Raw genomic sequence first — 25,134 nt, 5'->3', positions numbered from 1 at the left:
GGACAGCGGCGGCGGCGCATGGCGTCAGCCATGGCATTGCATTCGCACCGATTGTCGCGGCGTCGGCTGGCGTGGATCGGCGGCATCGCGGCCGGCGTGCTGCTGGCGATCGCCGGTGTCGCCGCGCTGGCCGGCTTCTTCGCCACGGACCCGGTGGAGATGGTGGCGCCGACCGCGCCGCCGCGCGACCTGGGCGTGCTGTACCTGTCGGGCGATATGGGACTGCGCTTCGGACCCAATCCGCACACGCCGCGTGCGCTGGCCGCGGCGGGGCTGCCGGTGGTCGCGGTCAGCACGCCCGGCCTGTTCGGCACGCAGCGGACGCTGGCCGAGGTGGAGCGGATCATCGCCGACCGCGTGGCCGATGCGCTGGTGCGGACGCACCGGCAGCGGCTGGTGCTGGTGGGGCAATCCTATGGTGCCGACGTCCTGCAGACGGGGCTCGCCGGGCTGCCGGCCGCATTGCGGGCGCATGTCGCGGGCGTGGTGCTCATCGTGCCGGGCCGCACCGTGTTCTTTCGCGCCGACCCGTCCGGCATCGCCTATCGCGGCACGCCGGACAGCCTGGCGGCGCGGACGCTCGCGCGGCTGACGTGGACGCCGCTCACCTGCATCTATGGCCGGCAGGAGACGGACAGCGCCTGCCCCGCGCTCCACCAGCCGCACGCACAAGTGATCGCGATGCCCGGCGGCCATTTCCTCGACGATGATTACGACGCGCTGGCGGCGGCGGTGATGGCGGCAATCCGGCGGGACGCGCCGGACGCCTTCGCGACCGCGAGGGGGCGAGCGTGACGACGGGGCGGATCGATGCGGCGCTGATGCTGGCGGCGCGGTATCGCCGCAGCCTGACGGTCGCGGCGGTGCTGCTGGTCGCCGCGTTCGGCTTCGAAGCGCTGCGGCTGGTGCTGCGCGAGGTGCACCTGCGCGACGTGCGCGCGGCGCTGCATGCCGTGGATGCGACGCGGATCGCGGCGGCAGTGGGGCTCACCGCCACCAGCTATCTGTTGCTGACCGGGCTCGACTGGGTCGCGCTGCGGGTCGTCGGCCGGCCGCTGCCGTGGCGGATCGCGGCGGCGGGGTCGTTCACCAGCTATACGCTCAGCCACAATCTGGGCCTGTCGCTGCTCACCGGCGGATCGGCGCGGCTGCGCCTTTACGGTGCCGCCGGCCTCGGCTTCGGCGAGGTGGCGCAGGTGGCGGCGATCTGCGGCCTCGCCTTCTGGGCGGGAGTCGCCGGGGCGGCGGGGATCGGCCTGGTGACGGGCGGCGCGGTGGCGCTGGGGCCGGTGGTGCTCGATGCCGCCATCGCCCGCGCGGTCGGCGCCGGGTTGCTGGTACTGCTCGCCGTGCTGCCGGTGCTGCGCGCGTGCGGCTACCGCTCGCTGGGGCCGGAGCGGCTGCGCGTCGCCCTGCCGAGCCTGCCGCAGATGACGGCGCTCGCCGCGCTGTCGCTGGCGGACCTGACCGCCGCTTCGGCGGCGTTGTTCGTGCTGACGCCGGCGGTGTCGGCCCACGCCTTTCCGGCGTTCGTCGTCGCCTATGCGGTGGCGGTGGTGGTCGCGTTGCTGCTGCATGTGCCGGGCGGGCTGGGGGTGTTCGAGACGGTGGTGCTGGCGACGGTGCCGGGCGACCGGCCGGCGCTGTTCGCGGCGCTGCTGCTGTACCGGCTGATCTATTACCTGTTGCCGTTGCTGATCGCCGCGATCGGCATCGCGGCGGCGGAGGGGTGGCGCCTGCGCCATCCGATCCGCCGCGGCCTGTCCTACGTCGATCGCGCCGGCCAGTGGCTGGCGCCGAGCGCCGTGACGGTGCTGGTGTTCGTCGCCGGTTTCGTGCTGCTGGTGTCGGGTGCGCTGCCGGGGGTGAAGGATCGCCTGTCCGACCTCGACGATATGCTGCCGCTGCCGTTCATCGAGGGATCGCACATGGCGGGCAGCCTGATCGGCACCGCGATGCTGCTGGTCGCGCCGGCGCTGAACGCGCGGCTGCGATCCGGCTTCGCGGCGGCGCGGCTGCTGCTGGTCGGCGGTGCGGTGTTCTCGCTGCTGAAGGGGCTGGATTACGAGGAGGCCTCGCTCCAGCTGATCGTCGCCGCCGTGCTGCAATATTGCCGGGCGAGTTTCTATCGCGAAGGCGGCATCCTGACCGACCGGCCGCGCTGGCCGTGGCTGGTCGCCGCCGCCGCGGCGCTTGCGCTGAGCATCTGGGCCGGCTTCTTCGCCTACAAGCGGACGCCGTACAGCGACGATCTGTGGTGGCGGTTCGCGCTCGACGGCAATGCGCCGCGCTTCCTGCGGGCGAGCTTCGCGGCGGGCGTGCTGTTGACCGCGGCATCGGCGTGGCAGCTGCTCACCGCCAGCCGCACCCGATCGGTGCCCGATGCGCTGCCGCCCGAGGCGGTGATCGCCACGGCACTGGCGGCGAGCCCGCGCACCGATGCGGCGCTGGCCTTCACCGGCGACAAGAGCTTCATCGTGTCGGCGGCGGGCGATGCCTTTCTGATGTACCGCGTGCAGGGCAGGAGCTGGGTGGTGATGGGCGATCCGGTCGGCCCGGTCGCCGCCTGGAGCGAGCTTGCCTGGAGCATCCGCCGCGCCTGCGATGCGCGGGCCGGCCGGCTGTGCTTCTACCAGGCGAGCGAGCGGATGCTGCCGCTGTTCGTCGAACTGGGATTGCAGGCGATCAAATACGGCGAGGAGGCGCATGTCGCGCTCGCCGATTTCAGCACGAGCGGACCGCGGGCGAAGTCGCTGCGCCACGCGGTACGGCGCAGCGAGGCGGCGGGTGCGACCTTTTCGGTCGAAGGCGCCGCGGCGGTGCCGGCGCTGATCCCCGAGCTGGAGGCGGTGTCGGCGGCGTGGCTGGCCGACAAGGCGGGGCGCGAGAAACGGTTCAGCCTGGGGGCGTTCGATGCCGCCTATCTGTCCCGCTTCCCGATCGCGCTGGTGCGGGTGGAGGGGCGGGTGGTCGCCTTTGCCAACATCTGGACGTCGGGCGACGGCGAGGAAGCGTCGGTCGACCTGATGCGGCACCATCCCGAGGCGCCGTACGGCACGATGGAGATGATGATGGTGCGCCTGATGGAATGGGCGCGCGACGGCGGATACGAGCGGTTCAACCTGGGGATGGCGCCGCTGTCGGGCATGCCGAGCGGGCGGCTGGCGCCGGTATGGGCGCGGCTGGGCCATGCCCTGTTCGCCAATGGCGAGCGCCTGTACGGCTTTGCCGGCCTGCGCGCGTTCAAGGCGAAATATGCGCCGGCGTGGGTGTCGCGCTATGTCGCGACGCCGCCGGGCGCCGCGATGCCGCGGACGCTGATCGACCTTGCCCGGCTGGTGAGCGCCTGATCGCCGCGGTAAGGCGAAGCGATGAGCGACGATCCCCAGCCGAGCCCCACCTCCCGCCGCCGCAGCGTGCTGTTCATGCCCGCATCCAACCCGCGCGCGCTGGCCAAGGCGCGGGGGCTGGGCTGCGACGCGGTGATCCTCGACCTCGAGGATGCGGTGGCGCCGGCGGCCAAGGCGGACGCGCGCGGCGCGGCGATCGCAGCGGCGGCGCAGGGCTTCGGCGCGCGGGCATGCGCGGTGCGGATCAACGCGCTCGATACGCCATGGGGCGCGGCGGATGCGGCGGCGCTGGCCGATGCACCGGGTGTCGATGCCGTGGTGCTGCCCAAGGTGGCATGCGCCGCCGACCTCGTCGCGCTACGCGGGCTGCTCGGGGCCGATGGACCGCCGATCTGGGCGATGATCGAGACGTGCGGCGCGATCCTGCGGCTGGCGGAGATCGTCGAGGCGGCGGCGGAGACGGGCCTCACCCTGCTGATCGCGGGGACCAACGACCTTGCCAAGGAGATGCGCTGTCGCCCCGGTGCGGATCGCATGCCGCTGGTGCCGGCCTTGGCGCAGCTGGTCATCGCGGGCCGGGCGGCGGGGCTCGTCGTGCTCGATGGCGTGTGCAATGCGATCGGCGATGCGGAGCGGCTGGCGGCGGAATGCGCGCAGGGCGCGATGCTGGGCTTCGACGGCAAGACGCTGATCCATCCTGGCCAGATCGATGCCGCCAATGCCGCTTTCGGCCCGAGCGCGGAGGAACTGGCCTGGGCGCGGGGCGTGGTGGCCGCATTCGCCGCGCCGGCGGCGGCGGGGCTGGGGGCGATCCGGCTGGACGGCGCGATGGTGGAGCGGCTGCACCTTGCCGAGGCGGAGCGCTTGCTGGCGCTGGCGGGGTAGCCCTAGCCTTCCAGGATGGTGCGGATGCGGTCGGCGATCACGTCCATCGCGAAGGGTTTGGTGACCAGCGCCATGTTGGGGCCGAGCGGGCCGTTGCCGATCACCGCATTCTCGGCATAGCCGGTGATGAACAGCACCTTCAGCTGGGGCAGCAGGGCCAGTGCTGCGTCGGCGACCTGACGGCCGTTCATCTGCCCCGGCAGGCCGACGTCGGTGATGAGCAGATCGACGTGGGCGCCGGTGTTCAGCAGCCGCAGCGCGCCGGCGCCGTCGCCCGCCTCCAGCACGGTGTGGCCCATCTCCTCCAGGATCTCGACCACCAGCATGCGGATCGTCGGTTCGTCGTCGACCACCATCACCGTGTGGCGCCCCTCCGCCGCGGTGGCGGCGGGCAGGGCGGCATCGGCGTCGGCATCGTCCGCGGTGTCGCCGTAGTGGCGCGGCAGGTAGATGCACATCGTCGTGCCCTGCCCGAGTTCCGAATAGATCCGTACCTGGCCGCCCGACTGGCGCGCGAAGCCGTAGATCATCGACAGGCCGAGGCCGGTGCCCTCACCCATCGGTTTGGTGGTGTAGAAGGGGTCGAAGGCGCGGGCCTGCACCTCCGGCGTCATGCCGGTGCCGGTGTCGGTGACGCAGAGCGACAGATACTGGCCGGGCTCCAGGTCGCGTTCGCGCCCGGCGCGGGCGTCGAGCCAGCGGTTCGCCGTCTCGATGGTGATACGGCCGCCGTCGGGCATCGCATCGCGGGCGTTGATGCACAGGTTGAGCAGCGCGTTCTCGAGCTGGTTGGGATCGACCATCGCCGGCCACAGGCCGCCCGCGCCGACCACCTCGATGGCGACGGACGGACCGACGGTGCGCTGGACGAGATCGCGCATGCCGTCGATTAGCCGGTTGACGTCGGTGGGCTTGGGATCGAGCGTCTGCCGGCGCGAGAAGGCGAGCAGGCGATGGGTCAAGGCCGCCGCGCGGCGGGCCGCGCCCAGCGCGGCATTGGCGTAGCGATCGAGTTCGCCGATGCGGCCCTGGTGGATGCGGACCTGCATCATCTCGATCGCGCCGGAGATGCCGGTCAGCATGTTGTTGAAATCATGCGCGAGCCCGCCGGTCAGCTGGCCGACCGCCTCCATCTTCTGCGCCTGCCTGAGGTGCGATTCGGCGATCATCAGCTCGGCGGTGCGATCCTCGACCTGCTGTTCCAGGCTGGCGGTCAGCTGGCTGAGTTCCTGCTCGACGCGGCGGCGCTCCACCGCATCGCGGGTGCGCTCGGCGACGTCGCGGACGAAGGCCACCTCCTCGGGCAGCCAGATGCGCGGAACGGCGTTGTTGAGGTAGAGCAGCGCGACGAAGCCGCCCTGCTCGGTCACCGGCATGTTGATGAAGGACAGGGCGGCGAGGCTCTTCAGCCCCTCCGCCGTGTCGCGGGTGCGGGGATCGTGGTAGACGTCGCCGATCGCCACCGTCTCGCCGCGCTTCAGATCCTCGATATACGAGCCATAGTCGCGGAAATGCAGGATCGCGGGCAGCGGCTCGATCCCGGGCGCGCACCAGGGGCGCTCGGTGACGATCGTCTCGGCATGGCGATCGATCGTGCCATAGCCGCAGCGGCTGACGTCGAACAGCCGGCCGAGGATCTCGACCGCGGCATAAGCGAGATCGGCGGGGTCGCCGGCATCGCGCAGCCGGTCGTTGAGCTGGACCAGCGCCTGGAGGCGCAGCTCGGCCGATTTGCGCGTGTCGATGTCGAAGCTGATGCCGGGGAAGCGGACGGCGCGGCCCTGCTTGTCGAGCACCGCGCGGCCGCGTGCCGCCACCCAGCGCGCGCGGCCGTCCGGCTGGAGCAGGCGATAGTCGCTTTCGAACGGGGCGCCGCTGGCGAGCGCGGCGGCGATCTCCTCGCGCACCCGCGGCAGGTCGTCGGGGTGCATGGCGCCGAAGAAGCGCTCCAGCTGCGTGCCGGCCCGTGCCTCCGCCGGATCGACGCCGTAGAGGGCAGCAAAGGCGGGATCGGCGGTGATGCGATCGGCCGCCACGTCCCAATCCCAGCTGCCGACGCTGATCGCGCCGGAGCTCTGCAGGTCTTCATCGGCCATGGCGGCGGGCATAGTCGTTCATGAGGCGGGGACAAGCATGGATTAGGGTCGGGGAAGGGCCAACGTCCCGTCCGGCGAAGTGATCCTGCCCCCTGCGACGAAGCGAGGCTCAGCGTGTCGTCGCGGCCACATCCTCGCGCGTCCAGCCGCCCCCCATCGCCTGGTAGAGCGATACATAGGCAGTCAGCCGGTCGGCGCGCGCCTGCACCAGCGCCAGTTCGGCGGTGAGCAGGCCGCGCTGCGCATCGAGCTGTTCGATGTACGAGGTATAGCCCGCGCGATAGCGGTTGCTGGCGTTGCGCAGCGCGGCGGCGAGCGCATCGACCTGCAACCCCAGCGCGGTCGCCTGCTCGCCCGAGCGCTGTACGCCGGCAAGTGCATTGTCGACCTCCTGAAAGGCGGTGAGCGCGGTGCGCCGATAGGCGAAGGCGGCCTGATCGCGGCGGGCGACCGCGACATCGTTCTGCGCGCGCAGCCGGCCGCCGTCGAAGATCGGCGACAGCACGCTCGCCCCGATCGAGAAGACGCCGATCGGGTTGGCGAGGGCGGTCGAGAGCACCACGCCGGCCGAGCCGGTCAGCGCCAAATTGGGCAGCATCGCCGCGCGCGCGCTGTCGAGCGTGCGGTCGGCGGCGACCAGCGCCTGTTCCGCCTGGAACAGGTCGGGCCGGCGGCGCAGCAGGTCGGACGGCAGGCCATCGGGGATCGCGGGCGTCGCCAGCCGGTCGAGCGATGCGCCGCGCGGGATCGGGCCGGGGTTGGCGCCGAGCAGCAGGCTGAGGGCATTCTCCTGCCGGCTGATCGCCAGCTCGGCGGCGGGGACGAGTTGCTGCGTGGCGCGATATTCCGCCTCCGCCTGATGCAGTTCGAGGTTGGAGGTGTAGCCGGCCTCCGCACGGCGGCGGGCGATGCGCAGCGCTTCTGTACGCGCGGCGAGCGTCTGCCGCGCGACGGCGAGCCGTTGGTCGAGCGCGCGCAAGGTGATGTAGCCGCTGGCGACGCCGCTCGCGATGGCGAGGCGGACGGTGTCGCGCGCGCCCACGCTGGCGAGCGCCTGCGCCTGCGCGGCGCGGCTCGCCTGGCGCAAACGACCGAACAGGTCGAGATCGTAGCTGGCGGTGATCGCCGGCTGCGCGCCGAAGGCGTCGCTGGGCGTGCCGAACGGGCTGACCGTCTGGCCGGTGGTGCCGGGCAGCGCGCCGCCGAGCGTCGGCGTCTGCTGCGCGCGGGCGAGGCGCAGCGCGGCGCGTGCCTCCTCGATGCGCGACGCCGCGGCGGCGAGGTCGACGTTGTTCGCCAGCGCGCGGGCGACGAGATCGGTCAGCACCGGATCGCCGAACGCGTTCCACCAGTCCGCACGCACCGGCTGCCCCTGGCCGAGTGCCGTGCGCCATGCCGGCGGCGGTACGACGGCACTGGCGGCGGGCGGCGCGGGGCGGGGGCCGATGCAGGCGGCGAGCGTGGTGCTCGCGGCGATGGCGATGAGGGTGCGCGCGAAGACGCGGATGGCGTTGGGTACGACGAGGTTTCCTCCGATCCCGCCGTCATGCCGGGCTTGTTCCGGCATCCACGGTGCCGCGTACTGACACGCCGGCGAGCGTGGGGAAGGGTGGACCCCGGAACAAGTCCGGGGTGACGGGGTGGGTAGGGGAAGCGAAGCGGACCCGACCGTTGTCGCGGCTTGTTCCCGCATCGGTGATGCTCCAGTCTGCTTGGCGTGAGAGACCGGCAACCGTGCGTCTATATCCTGGCCAGTGGTTTCAACGGAACTCTGTACGTTGGCGTCACATCGAACCTGATCGGCAGGATCATTCAGCATCGGGATGGCACGTTTAAAGGCTTTACCAGCCGCTATGGCGTCGTGCTGCTCGTGTGGTTCGAGGTCGCCGACACGATGGCCGATGCCATCGCCAGCGAAAAGCGCATCAAGGGCTGGCGGCGCGACTGGAAGAAGAACCTGATCGAGCGGGACAATCCGGCCTGGTCCGATCTGGCGGTCGACCTGGGGTTGCCGCCGCTCGGCTGAATTCGCAGACGGTGACGCCTGCTGATCGGTGGACCCCGGAACAAGTCCGGGGTGACGGAGGGGAGGAGGCGAGGTCACCGCACCACCGGGCCGGTGGCGGTGTCGATGCGGGCCTGGACGGACATGCCGGGGCGCAGGCGGGTGGCGAGGGACTGGCCGGGGTCGATGCGGATGCGGACCGCGATGCGTTGCGGCACCTTGGTGAAGTTGCCGGTGGCGTTGTCCGCCTTCAGCACCGCGAATTCCGATCCCGCCGCGGGCGAGATGCGCTCGACGCGGCCGGTGAGGCGCGCGTTGGCGAGACCGTCGACGGTGAAGCTCGCCGGTTGGCCGACCGCCATGCGCGCGGTCTGCGCCTCCTTGAAATTGGCGATCACCCAGGTTTCGGGCGGCACGAGGAACATCAGCTGCGACCCGGCGGTGACGTATTGACCGACGCGGACGCCGACTTCGCTGAGGCGGCCGCCTTCGGGTGCGCGGATGACGGTGTTGGCGAGATCGATCTGGGCGAGGCGGCGGGCGGCTTCGGCGCCGGATACACCGGCACGCTGGCCGCCGCGGCCGACCTGCACGGTGTGGATATCCTGCGCCGCGATCTCGCGCGCGGCGCGCGCCTGCTGCACGCCGGCTTGCGCCTGACGCAGCGCGGCGAGCGTCTGGTCGCGCTCGCGCAAGCTGACCGAGCCATCGGTGACGAGGTCGTTGACCCGGTTCATGTCCGCCTGCGCGCGCATCAGCTGCGCCTCGGCATTGGCGACGGCGGCGGTTTGCGCCGCGAAGCTGGCGGTGCGGCTGCGTTCCGATTGCTGGGCATTGGCGAGCGTCGCCGCCTGCGCCGCGACCTGCGCCGCCGCCTGGTCGACGCGCTGGCGGTAGATGCGGTCGTCGATCCGCACCAGCGGCTGGCCGGCGACGACGGTGTCGAAGTCGCGGACGAACACCTGCGTGACATAGCCCGACACCTGCGGCGCGATCACCGTGGTGCGGCCGCGGACATAGGCGTTGTCGGTCGACTGATAGGCGTTGGCGAAGGGCGGCATCCGCCACGCGGCGAGCACCGCGAGGACGCCGCCGACGGCGAGGAGGACGATGACGATCAGCGCGGTGCGGCCGGGCGGCTGCGGTCGCCAGCCCGAACTCGCCGGCGCGGCGGGTGGCGCGTCCGCTTCCGCCAGCGCCTCTTCCGTGGCGGGCGCCGGATCGACAGGGCTGCGGGCGTCAGTCATGCGGGCGTCTCGGCTAAAGCGGCGCGCCGTTCGCGGCGGGCACGGCGGATGATGAGGAAGACGAGGTAGCAGAAGGTGAGCGCGGCGAGCACCGCCACCAGCCGGAACACGTCGTCATAGGCAAGGACGTTGGCCTCGCGCGTCGCGGCCTGCGACAGGATGGCGCCCCCTTCCGCGCTGCGCAGCGCCGGATCGCCGACGACGCGCGACACCGCGGCGCCGCCCGCCTGCAGCCGCTGCGCGACGATCGGATCGGTCGGGTCGATATTCTGCACCAGTGCGGCGCTGTTCGCCTTTTCGCGGATCACCTGATAGCTGCCGAGCAGCGCGGTGCCGGCGAGGCCGCCGATCGAATTGATGAGGCCGAACAGCGCGACGAAGCTGATGATATGCCCCGACCCCTGCTGCAACGCGCGGGTCATGCCGAACAAGAGCGCAGGACCGAGGAAATAGGTCGCGGCAAAGGCGATCAGCGCCTGGCTCCAGTACATCTGCGGGGCGCGGGTGAGGCTGGTCGCGTGGCTGTCGGCGAAGGCGGCGACCGCGACGAGGCCGACCGCCAGCATGATCGGATGCGCCAGCCGGTTCACGTCCAGCGTGATCGCGCTCAGTGTCACGCCCGCCGCGGAGGCGAGGAAGATGATGGCGAAGAACGTCCCCAGCTGATCGTTGTTCTGCCCCAGCACGGTGAGCAGCCCGACCGAGGCATAGGTCTGTTCCGACAGCAGGATGCGCGCCATGATCGTCACCACGGCGAAGCGGACGATGTCGGCGCTGCCCAGCCAGCGGGTGTTGAGCAGCGGGTTGGCGCGGTGATGCTCGATCAGCAGCGCCGCAGCGAGCATCGGGATCGCCGCGACCAGCGCCCAGCCGATCCAGGGCGCATTGGTCCACCAGACGATCCGGCCGAGCCCGAGCACCGCGGCGAACAGCGCCATCGATCCGGCGAACAGGATGAAGGTGACGAAGTCGAGCCGCTCGAACGCCTTCGACCGCGTGGTCGGCGGCAGGCGGAGGAGGGCGACGGCGGCGAGGCTGAGCAGGGCGAGGCCGAGTTCGAACAGGTAGAGCGTGCGCCATTGCGACATGGCGAGCAGGTCGGGCGAGAACAGGCGGGCGAGCGGCGTCGCGCATTGCGGGATGCCGATGCCGACCACCACCGCCTTCAGCCGCCATTTGAGCGGCAGCGCCTGCATCATGTAATAGAGGCACAGGCTGGAGACGGCGGCGCCGGCCATGCCGCTCGCCGCGCGGACCAGCAGCGCGGTGTCGAATTCGCGCACGAACAGGTGGCCGAGCGTGAAGGCGGCGTAGAGGCCGAGGAAGATCAGCGCGAACGGCCTGAGACCGAATTGCGCGCGGAACTTGATGAGCAGCAGGTTGATGCTGACGTTGGTCATCACATAGATCGTCGGCAGCCAGGCGATCTCCGCCGGATCGAGGCCGAGCGCCCCTTGCAGCGTATAGGTGTTGGCCGAGATGAGGGCGTTGCCGAGGCCGCCGGTGAGGCCGAGCAGCACCGCGATCGCGCCATAAGCGATGCGGTAGCGCAAGGCGTGCTCCACCGATCCCGGCGAGCCGGGGATGGCGGGAACCTCATGCGGCAGGAACTCCCAGCGTTCTTCGGACAGGAAGCGGCGGAGCCGGGCGAACATGGTTCCTGCTATACGCGCAAATCTGCCGCCGGTTCAGTCGCCGATGATGGTGCGGTAGAGCGCGATGTAGGAATCGGCCATGCGTTCGACCGAGAAGCGCTCGGCGACGGCGCGGCGGCAGGCGGCGCGGTCGATCTCTCCCAGCCGGGCGACCGCGGCGACCGCTTCGTCGACGCTGTCGACCAGGAAGCCGGTGACGCCATCGTCGATCAGTTCGGGCATCGAGCCGCGGTTGATCGCGATCACCGGCGTGCCGCAGGCCATCGCCTCGATCACCGACAGGCCGAAGGGTTCGTCGAAGTTGATGAGGTGGAGCAGCGCCGCGGCGGCGCCGAGCGCGCGCGTCCGTTCGTCGCCGCCGACCGCGCCGGGATGGGTGATGGTGGCCGACAGGTGCGGCGCGACGGCGCGCTCGTAATAGCCCTGATCCTGGACGATGCCGTACATGGCGAGGCGGCGGCCGGTCGCCTCGGCCACCGCGATCGCTTCCGCCGCGCCCTTGTCGGGGTGCATGCGGCCGAAGAACAGCAGGTCGTCGCTGCCTTGCGCATCGAACGGGAAATCGTCCAGCACGATGCCGTGGTGGATCGTCGCGGCATAGCGAAGCTGCGCCGAGCGGTCGGCATCGCTGATCGCGACGTAATGCACCCGGTCCTGATAGGGCTGGTACATCGGCAGGATACGGTCCGACGAGAAACCGTGGATCGTCGTCACCATCGGCGTGGCGACCAGATGCGCGAAGGCGTGGGCGGGGAAATCGGCCTGGTTGTGGATCAGGTCGAACTCTCCGGCGCGTTCGAAGACATGGGCGAGGTGGCGGTATTCCCACACCTTGGCATCGATGCCGGGATCTTCGGAATAGGGGGCGGGAACGACGCCGGCGAGGGTGCCGGCGGTGAGGCTGTCCTGCGTCGCGAACAGCGTCACATCGACGCCGCGGGCGACGAGCGCCTCCGTCAGCAGGCTGGTGACCAGTTCCCACGGGCCATAGTGGCGCGGCGGGGTGCGCCACGAGATGGGGGCGAGCATCGCGATCTTCATGGGCGTGGGCTTAGCGGCTGGCGAGCAGGATGACAGCCTCGTTCGGCATCAGGGTGAACTCGCTGTCCCCTCTGGGGTGAGAGGACGTGTGCGTGGTCAGCAGCGTTTCGCCTGCGGGTAACCGCACGCGCTGCTCGTTCGCTCCCAGGTTGAGCGCGACGACGATCCGCTCGTCGCCCTGCCGGCGTTCGTAGGCGAGCACGTCGCCCTCCGCCTCGATCAGGCGGACGTCGCCGATGGCGAGCGCGGCATGCTTGCGGCGCAGGTGGAGCAGCGCGCGGTACAAGGCCAGCATCGATCCGTCGCCCTCCGCGGCGACGTTGCGCGTCGGCCAGTCGGGGTTGAGCGGCAGCCATGGCTCGGCGGTGGAGAAGCCGGCATGGGCGCTGGCGTTCCACGGCATCGGGGTGCGTACCGGGTCGCGGCCGAGGCCGAGGCCTGGCTCGCGGAGCTCGCGCGGATCCTGCACCCGGTCGGCGGGGATCGCCACGTCGGTCAGGCCGATCTCGTCGCCGTAATAGATCGTCGGCGTGCCGCGCAGCGTCAGCAGCAGCACCGCGGCGACGCGCGCCTGTTCCTGGCCGACGCGGGTCGCGATGCGTGGGCGATCGTGGTTGCCCAGCACCCAATTGGGCCAGCCGCCGGGCGGCAGCGCCGCTTCGTATTCGCCGATCAGCCGGGCGAGGTGGCGCGCATCCCAGGGTGCGTCGATCAGCTGGAAATTGAAGGGCAGGTGCACCTCCGGCGCGTCCAGCCCGTAATAGTGCATCAATCGCTCGACCGGCAGGTAGATCTCGCCGATCAGCACGCGGTCGCCGGGATAGCTGTCGGCGATACCGCGCATCTCGGCGGCGATGGCATGCACCTCGGGCTGATCGGTCGAGTGGAGTTGGAGCACGCTGTGCATCTCGCCCATGTCCGGCCGGTAAGCGGGGTTGGGCGGGTTGTCGCGAAACGCGGCGTCCTTCACCATGTGCCAGAGCACGTCGATGCGGAACCCGTCGACGCCGCGATCGAACCAGAAGCGCAGCACGTCCATCATCGCCTGCCGCAGGTCGGGATTGCGCCAGTTGAGGTCGGCCTGTTCCTTCAGGAAGGCGTGGTAGTAATATTGGCCGGTGGTGGCGTCATATTCCCACGCCGAGCCGCCGAAGTCGCTGATCCAGTTGTTGGGCGGGCCCCAAGAACCGTTGGCATCGGGGGCTGGATCGCGCCAGATGTACCAGTCGCGTTTGGGATTGTCGCGCGACGACCGGCTTTCCCGGAACCAGGGATGGTCGGTGGAGCTGTGGTTGGGGACGAAATCGAGCAGCAGCTTCAACCCGCGCGCATGCGCGGCGGCGAGCAGGCTGTCGAAATCGGCGAGCGTGCCGAAGCGCGGATCGATGCCGCAATAATCGGCGACGTCATAGCCGAAGTCGTGCATCGGCGAGGGGAAGATCGGCGAGATCCACAGCGCATCGACGCCGAGCGCGACGAGGTGATCGAGCCGCGCCTCGATCCCCTTGAGATCGCCGATACCGTCGCCGTCGCTGTCCTGGAACGAGCGCGGATAGACCTGATAGATCGATCCCGTCTGCCACCAATTCATACGAAACGCGCCTTGGGCAGGCGGGTCATGCGGCAGGCGAGATCGGCCTCGCCGCTCGCGACCAGATAGTCGTCGCCGGTGTCGACGAGACCGGTGGAGAAGACGACCGGGGTCGGCAGATAGACCTGATGCGCGATCCGCTGCGTGAGTGCGGGGTTCGCCTCCATCAGCGGCGTCTCATCCTCCAGCCGCAGGATGTGCGACGGGTCGTCGCGGTCGAGCAGCGCCCAGAAGCTGCGATAGATGCCGACGGTGTCGCGCGCCTCGACGCCGTGATAGATCATCAGCCAGCCTTCGGGCGTCAGGATCGGCTGGGTGCCGCCGCCGATCTTCGCCGAGCAGGTCGACGCCTTGCGCGGGCGCAGGCCGGGGGTGTCGAGCGGCTTCCAGTGCAGCGCATCGGGGCTTTGGGCAAGGTTGATCGACGGGCCGGCGCGATAGGGGCTGCCGGGCGGATAGGCGAAATAGACCTCGCCGAGGGGCCGGGTGAGCGCCATGAACTTGTCGCCGACAAGGCCTTCGAACAGGATCATGTCCTTGTTCTGGTGATCGAGCACGATCCCCTCCAGCCGGTAATGGAGGCCATCGCGCGAGGTGTGGAGCGTGGTGCAATGCCGCTCCGCGCCGACCGAACAGGTGGTCATGTACCAGCTGTCGCCGATGCGGGTAATGCGCGCGTCCTCGACGCCATAATCCTGGTAGGTGGCGGCGGGCTCGATCGCCGCGTCGTAATGCACCGCGACGATCCGTTCGCCCGCCGGATCGAGCTCGACCGGCAGCAGCCAGGACAACGAGGTGAGGGCGAGGACGCGGTGGCGGCTGCCCTTCAGGTCGAACTGGCGCGGATCGGTCATGTCGACGTCGGCGAGCGGCCATGCGTCGAGCACGTAACCCGTCGGCGTCCAGCGGATCGAGCGGACGTGGCCGTCGCGCACCGGCTCGGACAATGCCTCGGCGATGCGGACCATCAGCAGCAGGTTGCCGCTCGGCAGGCGGGTGAAGCCGGGATTGAACGCGCCGAGGACGTAGGTCGGCTCGGCGATCCCGCGGCGCAGCGGCGAGCGGGTGAGGTCGACGTCGTCGGGGGTGAAGATCAGCGCATCGTGCATCCTGCGTTAGCGTCGCTGCGGCGCAGTGGTTCCCCGAATTCCTCCCCGGAACGGGGAGGATCTATCGTCCTCCCCCGCCAGGGGGAGGTGGCAGCCGAAGGCTGACGGAGGGGGAGGTAAGCCGCGCACGTCGTGCTTGCGGGAACGCCCCCTCCACCATTCGCCTGCGGCGAACGGTCCCCCTCCCCCAGCTGCGCCGAGGGAGGAACGGAGGTCAGAACGCGGCGCTGACCGAAAACACCACCTGGCTCGCGGCGATGGAGCTGCCGTTCTTGGTCGAGGAGAAGTTCGGCTGCAGGTAGGCCGATTCGCGCTTGGTGATGTCGGTGTCGACGTAATAGGCGCTCAGCGTCAGCGGGGTGCCCTTGATCGCGTAATCGGCGCCGAGCAGCCAGTCCCAGTAATGCCCCGTCGGTGCCGCGGAGGTGCCGTTGGGGCCGAGGCCGGAATTGCCGTCCGAATGGCCGATATGCGCCTTGGCGGTCAGCGGTGTATTCGGCACGGCGGCGGCGAAGTCGCCCCAGAGATAGAGGTTGTCGTTGCCCTTGCCGGGATTGTTGGGAACGCCCGTCGCATAGGCTGCGCCGCTGTTGTACCATTTGCCGAGCGCCTGCTGCTTGGGCGCATAGGCGACGCCGGCGAGCAGCGAGACTGGGCCGGCGGTGCCGGACAGCTTGGCAAAGGGTTCGGCGAAATCGGTCTTCGATGCGCCGCCCGGATACATGTACCAGGTGAGGCCGACGTCCAGTGCGCCGCCGCCGATCGGCGTCTTGTAGCCGCCGATCAGGTCGAGTTCCATGTTGGAACCGCCGAAGGTGCCCCAGCCGGCGAGGTTGGAGGCCCAGGTGCCGACGTACAGGCCGCTGGAATGGGCGATGGTGAGGCCGCCCTGTACCGCCATTTCCTTGTCGGTCTGCGACACGCCGCGCAGGCGATAGTCGGAGACGAGGGCAACACTGCCCGAAACGGTGATCGGCTTGGGAGGCGCCGTCTCCTGCGCGGTGGCGGGGAGGGCGACGAATGCCGCGAGCGACGCCGCGGCCAGGCTCAGATACTTCATGGGACCCCTTTCGAAACAATGGGAAGGGTCCCTCCTGCGTCCGGGCCGCCGGTGCGCTCGCTCCGCAGGGGAGGGGCACCGATCTATCCCGGACGCTTCTTCGCTATCGCAGCATTCCGCCCCGAACAACCGTTTTCGTGAGGCGGTTGTCGATCAATGCGCCAGTGCGGCAGTCTTGCCACGCGCGCCGAACAGCTCGACTGCATCCCCGGCCGCGCGGCGGCGCTGGAACCAGTCCTTGATGAGCTCGGCGCAGGTGTGGTCGACGGTGGCAAGGTTGCTCACGTCGAGCCGCACCGGCGTGCCGGCAGGCGCGCGCTCCAGCGTGTCGGACAGCTTGGGCAGCGACACGAAGGTCGCGGCGCCCGACAGGTTGATCGCGTGCGCGCCGGCCAGCTCGCCTTCCTGCACCTTGAGGCCCAGGCGCTTCAGGTGCGGCACCAGTTCCAGCATCGACAGGCCGATGCCGACCAGCACGCCGGTGAGCAGGTCCTCGGCGACCACGGTCACCAGCGTCGCCAGCCAGATGAAGGCGGGCAGCGGGCCGTAATGCGACAGCAGGTGGCGTGCGTGGCTGAGGCTGACGAGGCGCCAGCCGGTGACGACCAGGATCGCACCCAGCGCCGCCATCGGGATCTCGCGCAGCAGCCAGGGCAGCAGGGCGACGAACGACAGGATCCAGATGCCGTGGAACATGGTCGACGCCCGCGTCTTGGCGCCGGCCTGCACGTTGGCCGAGGAGCGGACGATGACGCCGGTCATCGGCAGCGCGCCGGCGAGGCCGCACAGGAAGTTGCCGACGCCCTGCGCGCGCAGTTCCTTGTTGTAGTTGGTGCGGACGCCGTCGTGCATCCGGTCCACCGCCGCCGCCGACAGCAACGTCTCGGCGCTGGCGATGAAGGCGATGGCGAGTGCCGCGGCGATGATCGACGGGTCGACCCACTTGGCGAACATCTCCGGCCCCGGGAAGGCGACCGCGGCGGTGATCGACTGCGGCACGTTGACGCGCGCCACGTCGAGGCCGAACGCCAGCGCCACCACCGTGCCGGTGAGCACGCCGATCAGCGCGCCGGGCACCAGCTTCAACGAGGCGGGGCGGAACTTTTCCCAGCCGATCATCGCGGCGATGGTCAGCACGCCGATGCCGAAGGCGAGTTCGGCCGCGGCGATGTTGCCGGGCGACAGGCCGAGCAGGCGGCCGGGTGCGGCGGCGAGGTTCTGGAGGCCGCTGGGCAGCGGCTTGGCGTCGAACAGGACATGGAACTGGCCGACGACGATCAGCACGCCGATGCCGGCGAGCATGCCGTGGACCACCGCCGGGCTGATCGCGCGGAACCAGCCGCCCAGCCGGGCGATGCCGGCGACGAACTGGATCAGGCCGGCAAGGACCAGGATCGGGCCGAGCGCGCTGAGGCCCTGGTCGCGGACGAGTTCGAACACGACCACCGCAAGGCCGGCGGCGGGGCCGCTGACCTGCAACGGCGAGCCGGCGAGCGCACCGACGATGATGCCGCCGATGATGCCGGTGATGAGCCCCTTTTCCGGGGGGACGCCGGACGCCACCGCGATGCCCATGCAGAGCGGCATCGCGACCAGGAAGACGACGATCGAGGCGGTGAGGTCGCGGGTGAGGACCGGGACCGATGGCAGTTTGAAGGCGCCCGACATGGGGACTACTCCGCGGCTTGAGCGAAGACGACGTCAGAAGCCTGACGCGACGAGGCGGTGGGGACGATCGGGAAGGCTGCGCCTTCGCGGATCGGGCGGAAGCGGTCGGCTACGCGATCGAGGCAGAGCGGTTCGTTCACGGCACGACACTCCTGGGATGCGGCGGACGCCGCATTGGAACGGACCCGTGTACCGACCCGTTTTTGCCGGCGCGCCGCGGCTTCGTGTTAAAGTGTGTCTGAGGCGGGGCGCGAGGAACCTGGCGCCGCGCCGCGCCTTTGCGGGCACGCGCGGAGGCGCGGTTCAGCGCGGCAGGAAGATGGCTGCGCGCAGGCCGCCGCTGGCGCGGTTGGACAGGGTGAGGGTGCCGCCCTCCGCCTCGACGATGCGGGCGACGATGGGCAGGCCCAAGCCGAAGCCGACGGTGTCGCGCGGACGCGCGGTGTCGAGCCGGACGAACGGTTCGAGCACGCGGCGCAACTGGTCCTCCGGAATGCCGGCACCGTCGTCCTCCACCGCGATGGTGACGCCGGCCTGCGCGCTGGTCAGGCGGATGGCGACGTTGCCGGCGTAATGCAGCGCATTTTCGACGAGGTTGCCGAGCGCGCGCTTGAGGGCGGAGACGCGGACGGTGACCTCGCAATGCGCCGGTCCGTCGTAGACGCCGGGCAGGTCGCGGTCCTCGACATCGTCGATCAGCGTCGCGCACAGCACGGCGACGTCGCTCAGCACCGGGCGTTCGGGATCGCTGCCGCCGCCGAGGAAGGCGAGGAGCGAGGTGACCATCGCCTCCATCTCGCCGATGTCGCGCTGGATGGCTTCGCGAGTCGGCGCATCGTCGACGCCGTCGGCGCGCAGCCGCAGGCGGGCGAGCGGCGTGCGCAGGTCGTGGCCGACCGCGGCGAGCGCCTGCGTCCGGTCGGCGATCAGGCGCTGGATGCGTGCCGCCATCCGGTTGAAGGCGGCGACGACGTGGCGCACCTCGCGCGGGCCGGCTTCGGGAACCGGATCGTGCTCGGCATCGCCGAACGTATCGGCGGCGACCGCGAGCTGGCGCATCGGCGTCAGCGCGCGGCGGATGAGCAGGCCGCCGATCACCATCAGCGCAACGGCGGGCACGAGCGCGAGGAAGATGCGCTCGGTGGCGAGATTGAGGTTCTGCAGCGGCTCCAGGGTACGGAAATAGAGCCAGCTGCCATCGGTCAGCTGCAACCCGCCGGTGACCACCGAGCTGCGGCCGGGCGAGGTGAGCTTCAGCCTGAGGTCGGTGGTGCCGAGCGACGGCTCCCAGTCGACCACCTGATGGCGCATGTTGTCGAGCGCGGGCGCGATCGGCGGCGGTGCGGCGAGGTCGCGCTGCCAGTGCAGCGCATAGCGTTCGGTGGTGAGATCGTTCGCCATGTCGCCGCGCCGCTCGGGCGGCTGTTCGGCGATCAGGCGGCGGGCGATGACCAGATGCTCGGCGAGCCGCCGTGCCTCGTCGTCGCGCACCGCGAACTGGCTGGCGCGCTCGTACAGCAGGGTGCTGGCGCCGAACTCGATCACCATGGTGAGGAGCAGGATGGCGACGATCTGGCCGAGCAGGCCGATCGAGGGCTGGACGAAGCGCTTCATGGTCGGAGAGGCGCAGACCTCCCCGCCGCCGTGTGTGCCGAGCGTGTCGAAGCACGGGTCGTGACCGGCGCGGCGATGCGTGCAGCGACCGGCCCTTCGACAGGCTCAGGGCGAGCGGCGTGATGTGCGGGCGCGAGGCCGCGCGTCAACGCCGCGTCACCTCGGTATTCAGCATGTAGCCGACGCCGCGCACGGTGATGATCGGCGCGTCCTTGCCCGCGCTCGACAGCTTGCGGCGCAGGCGGCTGATGAGCACGTCGATGCTGCGATCGGAGCTGTCGCCCAGCCGCGTGCGCGACAGCTCGATCAGCCGTTCGCGCGCGATCACGCGCCCGGCGTGTTCGGCCAGGCTGACCAGCAGGTCGAATTCGGCGCCGGTCAGGTCGACCACCGCGCCGGTCGGCGAGGTGAGCTCGCGGCGGGGCAGGGTAATCTGCCAATCGTCGAAGGTCAGCACGCCCTCCTCCCGCTCGCCCGGGCGGCGTTCGAGCGTGCCGCGGCGGAGCACGGCGCGGATGCGGGCGATGAGTTCGCGGCTGCCGAAGGGCTTGGCGATGTAATCGTCGGCGCCGAGTTCCAGGCCGACGACGCGATCCGTCTCACTGCCCTTGGCGCTGATGAAGATGATCGGCACCTCGCTCTTCTGCCGGAGCGCGCGGCACAGATCGATGCCGCTGGTGCCGGGCAGCATGATGTCGAGCAGGATGAGGTCGACGGGCCCGGCCTCCAGCGCCAGCCACATTTCGGGCGCGGCGGAGGCGGGGCGGACGAGGTAGCCGTTCTCCTGCAGCGCGCGGGTGGTGAGGGTGCGGAGAGCGGGATCGTCCTCGACCAGGAGGATGGTGGGCGCGGTCATGGTCGCATGGGGTAGGCAAGGACGCCCGGCCGGTCAACCGAGCGGGGGGCTTGGGTATGACCGGACCGGGAACATCGCGGGTGCATCGCGCGTCGTCCCGGCAAGGTAGCGGCTCCCTCCATCCTTTGACCGGCAGGAGGGGGCCGCTGCCGATCAGTCGGCCGCGACCGGGCCGCCGCCGCCCTTGGGCCGGCGGGTGAACCACACGATGACGACCATCGCCCCGCATAGCCATGCCGAGACGCGGAAAAGATCGGTCGAGGCGAGCAGATAGGCCTGGCCGACCATCTGCCGGGTGATCGCGGCGGCGGCCTGCGTCGAGGTGGCGCCGAGCTTTTGCAGGGTGTCGCTCGCCATCTGGAGCGGCACGCCCTGGCCGATCGCCTCGGCGAGGCGGGTCTGGTGCAGCGCCTCGCGCCGGTCCCACGCCGTGGTGATGATCGACGCGGCGAACGAGCCTGCCACGATTCGGGCGAAGTTGGAGATGCCCGTCGCCGACGGGATGCGGGGTGGTGCCACGCCGTCGAGCAGGATGGTGACCATCGCGAGGAAAAAGATGCTCATCGCGATGCCCTGCACGAGCAGCGGCGCCATGAAGTCGAACACCGCGGCGCCGGTGACGAGGTTGGAGCGCATCCAGTAGGAGACGGCAAAGGCGAGGAAGGCGACCGTCGCCAGCAGCCGCGCATCGATCTTGCCCGACAGGCGCGCGGCGAGCGGCGAGATCAGCACCGCGACGACGCCGCTCGGCGCGGCGATCAGCCCCGCCCAGGTGGCGGTGTAGCCGAGCTGGGTCTGCAGCCACAACGGCAGGATCAGCGTGTTGGCGAAGAACACCGCATAGCCGAGGCAGAAGGCGAGCGTGCCGATCGCGAAATTGCGGTTGCGGAACAGCGACAGGTCGACGGCGGGATTGGCGTCGGTCAGTTCCCAGATGATCCATGCGACGAAGCCGACCGCGGCGACCACCGCCAGCACGCAGATCGCCGGATCGTTGAACCAGTCGGCGTTCTTGCCGAGATCGAGCATGATCTGGAGCGATCCGACCCACAGCACGAGCAGCATCAGCCCGACGGTGTCGATCGGCAGCTTGCGCGTCGGCGTCTCGCGGCTCTTGAGGCCGTTCCAGCAGACGAGGGTGGTGAAGATGCCGAAGGGCAGGTTGATGAGGAAGATCCAGCTCCAATGGTAATTGTCGCTGATGTAGCCGCCCAGGATCGGCCCCATCACCGGCCCGACCAGCGTCGTCATCGACCAGACGCCGAGCGCGGTCGACCGTTTGTCGGGCGGGAAGATCGAGATGAGCAGCGCCTGGCTGCCCGGCATCATCGGCCCCGAACACGCGCCCTGGAGGATGCGGAAGACGATCAGCGACGGCAGGTCCCAGGCGATGCCGCACAGGAACGAGGCGACGGTGAACGCCGCCACCGCGGTGCAGAAGGTGCGCACCACCCCGAACCGGCCCATCAGCCAGCCGGTCAGCGGCACGGCGACGCCGTTCGCCACCGCAAAGGCGGTGATGACCCAGGTCGAATTGTCGCTGGAGACGCCGAGATTGCCGGCGATCGTCGGCAGCGACACGTTGGCGATCGTGCTGTCGAGCACCATCATGAACGTGCCCAGCGCCAGCGCGAAGGCGACGAGCGCGAGCTTGCCGCCGGTGAGGGGGGCAGGTTGCGGGGGCATGATCTTATGCCTTCAGGATATCACCCGCACCCTTCGGGCGTAGCCGGCGAAGGGTGAGGGCGAGGGGGACAGCATCAGCGGTTGGCGGCGATGATCTGGCGGATCTTCGCCTCGACGGCGGGATCGGTGCCGTCGGTCGGCTGGCGCGCATAGGTGGGTGCCGCCGGGCGGCCGAGGCGGGCGCCGGACAGGTTGGCCGTATCCACCGTGGCGTTGACCGACAGGCCGACCCGCAGCGGGTTGCGCGCCAGTTCGTTGGGGTCGAGGCCGATGCGCACTGGTACGCGCTGGACGATCTTGATCCAGTTGCCGCTGGCGTTCTGCGGCGGCAGCAGCGCGAAGGCGTTGCCCGATCCGGCGCCGACGCCGATGACATGACCGTGGAACACCACATCGTCGCCATACATGTCGGCGGTGATGTGCACGGGCTGGCCGATCCGCAGGTCCTTCAGCTGCGTTTCGCGGAAATTGGCGTCCACCCATACGCGGGTGAGCGGCACCACCGCCATCAGCGGCGTGCCCGCCGCGACCTGCTGGCCGATCTGCACCGTGCGCTGCGCCACCACGCCGTCGATGGGCGCGATGATGTGCATGTGGCTGCGGGTGATGGCGGCACGCCGATAGGCGGCGATCGCGGCCATGACGGCGGGATTGGTGCTGGTGCTGGTCCCCTCGACCGCCGATTGCGACTGCGCCTGCTGGCTGACCGCGAGGTTGAGGTTGGCGCGTGCGACCTTCACCGCGTCGGCGGCATGGGCGAGCTCCTCGCCCGAGATCGCACCCTGCGCCGCGGCGCCCTGGCGGCGGGCGTAGTCGGCGGTTGCGGCATTCAGCTGCGCGCGCGCCTGGACGACGGCGGCGCCGCTTTCGGATACCTTGGAGAAATCGGCGCGGGTCGCACGCACCGCACGGGCGAGCTCCGCCTCGGCCGATGCCAGCGCGACATCGGCGGTGACCGGATCGAGATCGATCAGCGGCTGCCCGGCCTTGACCGTCTGGGTGTTGTCGGCGTGGATCGCGATGACCTGCCCGGCGTCGCGCGCGGTGATCGCGACGACGTCGCCGGCGACATAGGCGTCGTCCGTCTCCTGCTCGGGCTTGGCGAGCAGGAAGTGGAAGACCGCCCAGACGATCAGCGCCACCAGGACGATCACGCCCAGGATCAGGAAGGCGCGGCGGCGTGCCCTGGGCTTGCCGCCCGACGATGCGGGCTGCGGAGTGGGGGCTTGCGTGTCGGTCATCGGCGGGGTTCCTGCGAGGAGAAGCCGCCGCCGAGCGCCAGCACCAGCGCGACGCGCTGGCGGGCCGCTTCGGCGGCGAGATTGGCTTGCGCCAGCTCGGCGTCGAGCAGGCGGACGTCATTGTCGACGAGGTCGAGCTTGCTATCGAGGCCGCTCTCGACCCGGATCGCGTTCAGGCGGTTGGTTTCGGCAAAGCCGCGCACGACCTCGGCGGTGCGTGCGCGCTGGTCGGCGAGGTTGCGGACCTGAGCGATGCCGTCCGCCGCCTCGCGCACCGCGCCGATCACCCGGTCGTTGTAGTCGGCGGTGGCGAGGTCGAGCGCGGCGGTGGCGCCGGCGAGGTCCGCCTTCAGTCGGCCATTGTCGAACAGCGGCAGGTGGATCGCCGGCCCGGCACCGACCGTCCCGGCATCGAGGCTGAACAGGTTGCCGAGGCCGATCGCCTGGAAGCCGGCCAGCGCCGACAGGTTGACGTTGGGGTAGAAGGCGCGGCGTGCGACCTGGCGTCCCGCGGCGGCGGCGGCGATCCGCGCCTGTGCCGCGGCGATGTCCGGCCGGCGGGCGAGGAGGTCGGCCGGCACCGCGGCGGGCAGCGGCAGCGCGGCATCGAACCGCAGCGTCGCCGGGCGGATACCGGCGGCATAATCCGGCCCGCGTGCCGCGAGCGCGGCGAGCGCGTTCACCGCGAGTGCGCGGGCGCCCTCGGCCCGGACCAGCGCGGTGCGCGCCTGGGCGAGCAGCGTGCCCGCGGCGGTCGCCTGCAGATTGCTGGCGAGGCGGTTGCGGATGCGCACGTTGACCAGCCGCAGCGATTCCTCGCGCGTTGCGATCGTGCGGCGGGCGATCGCCGCCTCCGCCTCGGCACGCGCGAGGTCGACATAGGTCTGCACCACCGATCCGGCGATGGCGAGCCGCGCGGCGGCGAGGTCGAGCCCCGCCGCCTCGGCCGAGGCCCGCGCGCCTGCGATCGCCGCCTTCTGCCGGCCGAACAGATCGAGGTTCCAGGCGAGGTTCGCCTGCGCCTGACCGACGAAGCGGACGGTGCCGCCATAGGGCGGGGGGATGATGTAGCGGCCGGACAGGCGCTGCACCTGCCCCGATCCGTCGAGCGTCAGGTCCGGCCCATCCTCGGCGCGGCGGCTGGAGAGCACCGCCTGTGCCTGGGCGACACGGGCGAGCGCGGCGTCGAGCGTCGGATTGCCCGCGGTCGCATCGGTGACCAGACGGTCGAGCTGCGGATCGCCGAAGCCGGTCCACCAATCGTCGCGGATCGCCGGCGCCGCCGCGCCGGAAAGGCCCAGTGTCGCGGGCGCGACCGGCGCCACCGCGGGCGGGCTGTGCGGCACGGCGCAGGCGCTCGCCAGCAGCGCGGCGAGCAGGGAAAGAGAGGCTGGTTTCACGCGGTTGTGCCTTCGTCGGGGGCCTGTTGCAGGGTGTCGCGCAGCCGCCCGAGCAGGCGGATCAGCTCGACGATGTCCTTGTCGTTCCAGTCGTCGAGCCAGCGGTTCCACACGCGGATCACGCTGTCGCGGACGTCGGCGGCGATGGCACTGCCGGCAGGGGTGATCGCCACCCGGACCAGGCGGCGGTCGTCTTCGCCGCGGGTGCGGGTGATCCAGCCGCGCTCCTCCAGCTGGTCAACCAGCCGCGTCGTCGCGCCCTTGTCGTGGCCGAGGTCGCGGGCGATCTCGGCACAGGTGGTCGCGCGGTTGAAGTGCAGCGCGACCAGCGCGCTCCATTGCGTCTTGGTGATATCGGCGGCGGCGAACACCGGCTCCAGCGCGGCGCTGCCGAGCTGTTCGGACCGGCGGATGAGATAGCCGATCGAATTCTCGGGGTCGAAGTTCGAGTCGGAGTAGAAGGACATATGGTTGCCATGGCAACGGTTGCCGAGGCAGTCAATCGTTTGTTGCTGTATGTTGCTGATATTGGCCGAACCCGTCGCTCCAGCAAAAGGGGTGCGCTCGCATTCCTCCCCCGCCAGGGGGAGGGTGGCAGGCGCAGCCTGACGGAGGGGGAGGTAAGCGACG

20 protein-coding genes are annotated in these 25,134 nt (G+C 70.5%); 4 read left to right on the top strand and 16 right to left on the bottom strand.

What is annotated here, in order from left to right; all coding sequences use genetic code 11:
* Positions 1–30: 30 nt before the first annotated feature.
* The 3 genes from ACTZQ5_RS01610 to ACTZQ5_RS01600 are packed head-to-tail and all read left to right on the top strand — an operon-like array spanning position 31 to position 4,235.
* The gene (locus tag ACTZQ5_RS01610) at positions 31–795 is read left to right on the top strand and encodes an AcvB/VirJ family lysyl-phosphatidylglycerol hydrolase (protein WP_443583404.1); all 765 of its coding nucleotides are present in this window, start codon (positions 31–33) and stop codon (positions 793–795) included.
* Positions 792–3,350, top strand: a complete 2,559-nt coding sequence (mprF, locus tag ACTZQ5_RS01605; protein ID WP_443583403.1) for a bifunctional lysylphosphatidylglycerol flippase/synthetase MprF — start codon at positions 792–794, stop codon at positions 3,348–3,350. The genes ACTZQ5_RS01610 and mprF overlap by 4 nt, the downstream gene beginning before the upstream one ends.
* A gap of 21 nt (positions 3,351–3,371) precedes the next feature.
* Positions 3,372–4,235 (top strand): HpcH/HpaI aldolase/citrate lyase family protein, encoded by an 864-nt coding sequence (locus tag ACTZQ5_RS01600; protein WP_443583402.1) that lies wholly within the window; start codon positions 3,372–3,374, stop codon positions 4,233–4,235.
* Positions 4,236–4,237: 2 nt separating this feature from the next.
* Here the strand turns inward: ACTZQ5_RS01600 and ACTZQ5_RS01595 are convergent, their stop codons facing one another.
* On the bottom strand, positions 4,238–6,331 hold the full coding sequence (locus tag ACTZQ5_RS01595; protein WP_443583401.1) for an ATP-binding protein: 2,094 nt from the start codon (positions 6,329–6,331) through the stop codon (positions 4,238–4,240).
* A 109-nt stretch (positions 6,332–6,440) separates the two neighbouring features.
* Positions 6,441–7,898, bottom strand: a complete 1,458-nt coding sequence (locus ACTZQ5_RS01590; protein ID WP_443583400.1) for an efflux transporter outer membrane subunit — start codon at positions 7,896–7,898, stop codon at positions 6,441–6,443.
* Between the two features lie 150 nt (positions 7,899–8,048).
* Here ACTZQ5_RS01590 and ACTZQ5_RS01585 point away from each other — a divergent pair, with 150 nt between their 5' ends.
* Positions 8,049–8,357: a GIY-YIG nuclease family protein gene (locus ACTZQ5_RS01585; protein WP_443583399.1), complete on the top strand. Its 309-nt coding sequence runs from the start codon at positions 8,049–8,051 to the stop codon at positions 8,355–8,357.
* A 74-nt stretch (positions 8,358–8,431) separates the two neighbouring features.
* On the opposite strand, the gene ACTZQ5_RS01580 is transcribed toward ACTZQ5_RS01585, so the two are convergent.
* The 14 genes from ACTZQ5_RS01580 to ACTZQ5_RS01515 all read right to left on the bottom strand — a co-directional run bounded on the left by ACTZQ5_RS01580 (position 8,432) and on the right by ACTZQ5_RS01515 (position 24,971).
* On the bottom strand, positions 8,432–9,583 hold the full coding sequence (locus tag ACTZQ5_RS01580; RefSeq protein ID WP_443583398.1) for an HlyD family secretion protein: 1,152 nt from the start codon (positions 9,581–9,583) through the stop codon (positions 8,432–8,434).
* The gene (locus ACTZQ5_RS01575; RefSeq protein ID WP_443583397.1) at positions 9,580–11,238 is read right to left on the bottom strand and encodes an MFS transporter; all 1,659 of its coding nucleotides are present in this window, start codon (positions 11,236–11,238) and stop codon (positions 9,580–9,582) included. Before ACTZQ5_RS01575 ends, ACTZQ5_RS01580 begins: the two co-directional genes overlap by 4 nt.
* 33 nt (positions 11,239–11,271) lie before the next feature.
* Entirely contained in the window at positions 11,272–12,279 is a 1,008-nt protein-coding gene (locus tag ACTZQ5_RS01570) for a glycosyltransferase family 4 protein (protein WP_443583396.1), read from the bottom strand.
* Positions 12,280–12,289: 10 nt separating this feature from the next.
* Positions 12,290–13,870, bottom strand: coding sequence for an alpha-amylase family glycosyl hydrolase (locus ACTZQ5_RS01565; protein WP_443583395.1), 1,581 nt, complete (start codon positions 13,868–13,870; stop codon positions 12,290–12,292).
* Positions 13,867–14,979 (bottom strand): glycoside hydrolase family 130 protein, encoded by a 1,113-nt coding sequence (locus tag ACTZQ5_RS01560; RefSeq protein WP_443583394.1) that lies wholly within the window; start codon positions 14,977–14,979, stop codon positions 13,867–13,869. Before ACTZQ5_RS01560 ends, ACTZQ5_RS01565 begins: the two co-directional genes overlap by 4 nt.
* A gap of 214 nt (positions 14,980–15,193) precedes the next feature.
* Complete coding sequence (locus ACTZQ5_RS01555; RefSeq protein ID WP_443583393.1) at positions 15,194–16,039, bottom strand: TorF family putative porin; 846 nt, start codon at positions 16,037–16,039, stop codon at positions 15,194–15,196.
* Positions 16,040–16,192: 153 nt separating this feature from the next.
* Positions 16,193–17,707, bottom strand: a complete 1,515-nt coding sequence (locus ACTZQ5_RS01550) for a SulP family inorganic anion transporter (protein ID WP_443583392.1) — start codon at positions 17,705–17,707, stop codon at positions 16,193–16,195.
* A gap of 5 nt (positions 17,708–17,712) precedes the next feature.
* A complete protein-coding gene (locus ACTZQ5_RS01545) occupies positions 17,713–17,847 on the bottom strand; it encodes a hypothetical protein (RefSeq protein WP_443583391.1) in 135 nt (44 codons plus the stop codon).
* A 163-nt stretch (positions 17,848–18,010) separates the two neighbouring features.
* Positions 18,011–19,321, bottom strand: coding sequence for an ATP-binding protein (locus ACTZQ5_RS01540; RefSeq protein WP_443583390.1), 1,311 nt, complete (start codon positions 19,319–19,321; stop codon positions 18,011–18,013).
* Between the two features lie 145 nt (positions 19,322–19,466).
* The gene (locus ACTZQ5_RS01535; RefSeq protein ID WP_443583389.1) at positions 19,467–20,177 is read right to left on the bottom strand and encodes a response regulator; all 711 of its coding nucleotides are present in this window, start codon (positions 20,175–20,177) and stop codon (positions 19,467–19,469) included.
* 153 nt (positions 20,178–20,330) lie between these two features.
* Positions 20,331–21,863, bottom strand: a complete 1,533-nt coding sequence (locus tag ACTZQ5_RS01530) for a DHA2 family efflux MFS transporter permease subunit (protein WP_443583388.1) — start codon at positions 21,861–21,863, stop codon at positions 20,331–20,333.
* A 74-nt stretch (positions 21,864–21,937) separates the two neighbouring features.
* Complete coding sequence (locus ACTZQ5_RS01525) at positions 21,938–23,104, bottom strand: HlyD family secretion protein (protein WP_443583387.1); 1,167 nt, start codon at positions 23,102–23,104, stop codon at positions 21,938–21,940.
* Positions 23,101–24,504, bottom strand: a complete 1,404-nt coding sequence (locus tag ACTZQ5_RS01520; protein ID WP_443583386.1) for an efflux transporter outer membrane subunit — start codon at positions 24,502–24,504, stop codon at positions 23,101–23,103. Before ACTZQ5_RS01520 ends, ACTZQ5_RS01525 begins: the two co-directional genes overlap by 4 nt.
* Positions 24,501–24,971 (bottom strand): MarR family winged helix-turn-helix transcriptional regulator, encoded by a 471-nt coding sequence (locus ACTZQ5_RS01515; protein ID WP_443583385.1) that lies wholly within the window; start codon positions 24,969–24,971, stop codon positions 24,501–24,503. Before ACTZQ5_RS01515 ends, ACTZQ5_RS01520 begins: the two co-directional genes overlap by 4 nt.
* Positions 24,972–25,134 lie beyond the last annotated feature (163 nt).

The organism is Sphingomonas cellulosilytica (assembly GCF_052321755.1).
Taxonomy (GTDB): domain Bacteria; phylum Pseudomonadota; class Alphaproteobacteria; order Sphingomonadales; family Sphingomonadaceae; genus Sphingomonas.
Note: the sequence above shows the minus strand (reverse complement) of the source record. Positions and strands in the feature narration are given on the sequence as shown.